Genomic DNA, 4616 nt, shown 5'->3' on the forward strand with positions numbered 1-4616 from the left:
AACGGAATGAGTAGTCCCACATCCCAGAACGTTTTAGAAAGCTTTCTACTTTCTTATCGTAACTGAACCCAAGATGAGGAACATTGCTGAGTGCTGAGAATATTAAAGCATGTAAACGCAAGCCGACAGTTAAATCCGCATGGCGGATAAAGTTTAAAAATTGATTTGGTGAAAAATCCGAACCAAGCATATACGTTTTGTCTGCGTGTTTCATATGTGACAATACATCATTGGAAGCTGGTACATCATATTTTCCTTCCATTGGAACGAAAACCGGTGTAACGCCACGTTGTTCAATTAACTCATCTAATAAATGAGCCATCTTTTCAATGTAGTCCGGATGCTCAAACCATGGACGTACAGTAACGGCAACGATTTTTTCGTCACCTTTTAAAGGAAGTGAATCATATGCCGAGTTTTCTTCATCTGCTCGGAATGCGAAAACGATATCAGCAGTCACCACTGTTTCAGGTCGCTTAACACCGAGTGAATGCAGATAGTCTTTTGAATATTGGTCACGGACCGTGACGAAGTCAGCCAGGTTAGCAAAGATTTTCATCAAAATCTTACCCCATGTAGAGGTAACAGGGCCGATTCCTTGTGAAAAGAACATTACTTTTGCTCCACAAAGTTTAGCTAAGAACACAATTAGTAAATAATAAGGAAGCGGGCCGAATAAAAACTTCGTTGGGTAAGTGTCTTGAAGCAAGCCGCCACCACCGGAAATCAATAAGTCTGCATCACGCAACGCTCTTACTTTTTCCTTATTTTGATGTCTCCATCCACGATAAACAGATTTCACGCCATGTTCCTTCGCTGTTAATTCAGGCGATAGGGAAAACACCGTGATTTCAGGATTGTTTAATTCAGAACGCAGATTATCTACGATCGCTTTTAGTATCGCTTCGTCTCCTGTGTTACCAAGACCATAGAAGCCGGATAATACAATTTTCAAATGAAGTCCTCCTCATAACAAAAGCTTTCACAACGAAGTGAAAGCGTCTTATGTCCAAATTTTATCACTTGTCACGGATGCTATGCAACTAAACAAAGAATCTGCTATACTATATCAATTGAATGTGAACGAAATGAGGCTGTAAATAGTGAAAGAGACCTACTTAGGCGTGGATGTATCGCCATTAACATATGAAGGAATTATCAGTGAATTACAACAGAAAATGGCTCGTAATGAGCAGTCAACAATTATCGCAGTAAACCCGGAAAAAGTCATTACGGCAAATCGGGATCCACAAGTGAAAACGTTAATTAATGAATCAACTTTCCAGATTCCTGATGGCGTTGGTATCTTATTGGCTTCAAAACTAAAAGGTGGAAAGATTACTTCTCGGGTAACCGGGGTAGACATGATGGGGAAACTTCTGGACTTCGCCGCATCACATGGCCATCCGGTTTATTTTTATGGGGCAAAAGAAGAAGTCGTGACTAAAGCGATTTCAGAGATTCAAAAAGAGAGACCGCTTCTGACCGTTGCTGGATATACAAATGGTTATGAGAAAGATGAGGCAGCTTTGGTACAACGTATTCATGAAAGTGGAGCGAAGATATTATTCGTTGCACTCGGCAGCCCAAAACAGGAACTATGGATAAAGAGGAACCTGGTAAACCTTCCAAACGTTCTTGTTTTTCAAGGGGTCGGTGGGAGTTTTGATGTATTTTCGGGAATGGTCAAAAGAGCACCCGCACTTTTCCGTAAGTTTGGGTTAGAATGGTTATATCGTTTGGCAAGTAACCCATCACGTATCAAACGTCAAATGAACTTGCCGATCTTTTTATGGCGAGTATTAATAGGTAAGAAATAACATTGAAATCGTGTGATTTCTATTCCTATAATTGCGGTACTTGAGTGACCAATACAAAACACACTTATAATAGAAGAAACTAATTTATTTTCATTCAGAAGGAGAATACTTATGAAAAAAACCATTTGCGTAGTTGGACTCGGATATATCGGATTACCGACTGCTGTCATGTTTGCAAATCATGGACACCAAGTTCACGGAGTGGACGTTAACGAAGACACGGTTAAAATGATACAAAAGAAACAATTACATATCGAAGAAAACGGTCTACAGGAGCGTTTGGATAAAGCGATTGATTCTGGTTCACTGACTGTTTCTACAGAACCAATCAAGGCGGATGTCTTTATTATCGCTGTACCTTCACCAATCAAAGCAGACAAAACAGCTGATTTAGAATATGTAAGAATAGCTACTGCATCTACAGTACCTTTCCTTGAAAAAGGTAACTTGGTTATTTTGGAATCAACTGTTCCTCCACGCACGGTAGAAGATGTCATGATGCCTGAATTGATTAAGGCGAACTTAGAAATTGGCATGGAATTGTTAGTGTCCCACTCACCTGAACGCGTGATCCCAGGTCGAGTATTTGAAGAATTGGTTTCCAACGACCGTATTATTGGTGGTGTCAATGTAGAGTCAGCTAAACAAACGACAGCACTTTATCAATCATTCGTAAAAGGTACGATGCATGAAACCGATGCAACGACTGCTGAACTTGTAAAAGTAATGGAAAACACATACCGAGATGTTAATATTGCTTTCGCAAATGAATTGGCAAAAATCGCACAGAATATTGGCGTGAATATTTGGGAGGCAATCAAGCTTGCTAACTTCCATCCACGGGTGAATATTCATATGCCAGGCCCTGGTGTTGGTGGACACTGTATCGCAGTTGATCCTTGGTTCTTGGTGGAACTTGATCCGCAACAAGCGAAGATCATTCACTTGTCACGACAAACAAATGATGGCATGCCATCCTATACAGCTCAATTAACGGCAGATATTTTAAATGCAAAAGGCATTAAGGATCCGAAAATTGCTGTACTCGGATTAGCATTTAAAGGCAACATTGACGATATGCGTGAAAGTCCTTCTGTTGACGTAGTGGAACAACTTCGTGAGCGACAAATGAGTTTGTCAGCATACGATCCACATATTAAACACAACAACTTGCCGGAACAGACGCAAGATCAATTTGTAGCGCTTCAACATGCTTCGGCGATTTTAGTGTTAACTGATCACCAAGCGTTTAGAGACTTGAATCCGGATGAAATCAAATCACATATGACCAACCACATCATTATCGATACGAAAAACTGTATTGATCGTGCGAAATGGGAAGCAGCTGGATTTGATGTATATCTTTTAGGTGATTCCAAGAATTAAGGGAGGCATTGTTGATGAAAAAAGTACGCAAAGCAATTATTCCAGCTGCAGGTTTAGGTACACGTTTCTTACCAGCAACGAAAGCAATGCCAAAAGAGATGCTGCCTATTGTTGATAAACCGACCATTCAATATATCGTAGAAGAGGCAATTGCTTCTGGTATTGAAGATATTATCATCGTTACAGGTAAAGACAAGCGTGCCATCGAAGATCATTTCGATTCCGCGCCACTTCTTGAAAATACATTATATGCAAAAGAGAAATTTGACTTGCTGGAAGAAGTACAACAATCCGGAAAAGTTGAAATTCATTACATTCGCCAAAAAGCACCCCTTGGATTGGGACATGCTGTTTGGACAGCCCGTAAATTTATTGGGGATGAACCTTTTGCGGTTTTACTTGGTGACGATATTGTCCAAGCTGAAACACCTTGCTTGAAACAGTTGATTGAAAACTATGAAGAGACAGCTTCCTCAGTGATTGGTGTAATGGAAGTTCCAGAAACAGAAACTCACCGTTATGGCGTCATCGATCCTTCCGAACAAATAGGTTCACGTTACAAAGTTCGTAAATTCGTAGAAAAGCCGAAGCAAGGTACAGCTCCTTCAAATATGGCGATTATTGGTCGTTATGTGTTTACTCCTGAAATCTTTAAGTATTTAGATGAGATGGAAATAGGAGCGGGTGGCGAAATCCAATTAACGGATGCCATTGAAAAGTTGAACGGTGAACAAGGTGTTTATGGATATGCTTTTGAAGGAAATCGTTATGATGTAGGTGAAAAACTTGGTTTTGTCGAAACCACTTTGGAATTTGCCCTGCAACGTCCAGATTTAAAAGACGATTTAATCGCCTACATGAAAAAGAAAATTGAACAGTATGAATAAGACATCGCGAGCAATCGCGATGTACTTGCGTCTAGAACTAATTGGAAAGGGGGATGAGTGATGAAAATTTTATTGGTAGCCAATATGTATCCATCCTCAAACTTCCCAAGTTACGGTGTCTTTGTACAAAACACCGAAAAGATTTTACAAAATGAAGGCTTTCAAGTTGATAAAGCCGTTTTACAGAAGAAAACATCTAAACTGTCTAAAATATTGGGTTACGCTATTTATTACAGCAAAATCTTATCAAAAGGTTTAACCGGAAACTACGATGCAATTTATGTGCACTATGCTTCTCATAATGCCATGCCTCTATTATGGTTGAAAAAGCTGAAGCCTTCTGTCCGAATTGTGACAAATGTTCATGGTAGCGATGTGGTACCGGAAGTTGCTTCACAGGAAAAATACCAGCCGGCAGTTAAAAAACTGCTTCAACAATCATCACTCATAATTACACCTTCTCATTACTACGAAAAATTAGTGCAACAAAAATATGGTGTCAAAACACCTATACGCGTATTTC

General features: G+C 39.8%; 5 protein-coding genes. 4 read left to right on the forward strand and 1 reads right to left on the reverse strand.

The window, feature by feature from the left end:
- Positions 1 to 955, reverse strand: a 955-nt coding sequence (csaB, locus tag AC1DSL_RS16000) for a polysaccharide pyruvyl transferase CsaB (protein WP_477532944.1), incomplete at its 3' end; no start/stop codon positions are given.
- A gap of 145 nt (positions 956 to 1100) precedes the next feature.
- On the opposite strand from csaB, the gene AC1DSL_RS16005 reads away from it, so the two are divergent.
- From AC1DSL_RS16005 to AC1DSL_RS16020, 4 genes are all read left to right on the forward strand, one after another.
- Positions 1101 to 1820, forward strand: coding sequence for a WecB/TagA/CpsF family glycosyltransferase (locus tag AC1DSL_RS16005; protein ID WP_477532948.1), 720 nt, complete (start codon positions 1101 to 1103; stop codon positions 1818 to 1820).
- 111 nt (positions 1821 to 1931) lie between these two features.
- Complete coding sequence (locus tag AC1DSL_RS16010; protein ID WP_477532945.1) at positions 1932 to 3206, forward strand: nucleotide sugar dehydrogenase; 1275 nt, start codon at positions 1932 to 1934, stop codon at positions 3204 to 3206.
- Between the two features lie 14 nt (positions 3207 to 3220).
- On the forward strand, positions 3221 to 4093 hold the full coding sequence (galU, locus tag AC1DSL_RS16015; protein WP_477532946.1) for a UTP--glucose-1-phosphate uridylyltransferase GalU: 873 nt from the start codon (positions 3221 to 3223) through the stop codon (positions 4091 to 4093).
- A 60-nt stretch (positions 4094 to 4153) separates the two neighbouring features.
- Positions 4154 to 4616: glycosyltransferase family 4 protein (locus AC1DSL_RS16020; RefSeq protein WP_477532947.1), on the forward strand; the 463-nt coding region annotated here is incomplete at its 3' end.

The sequence above is a fragment of the Paenisporosarcina sp. P4_D4 genome (assembly GCF_056401835.1).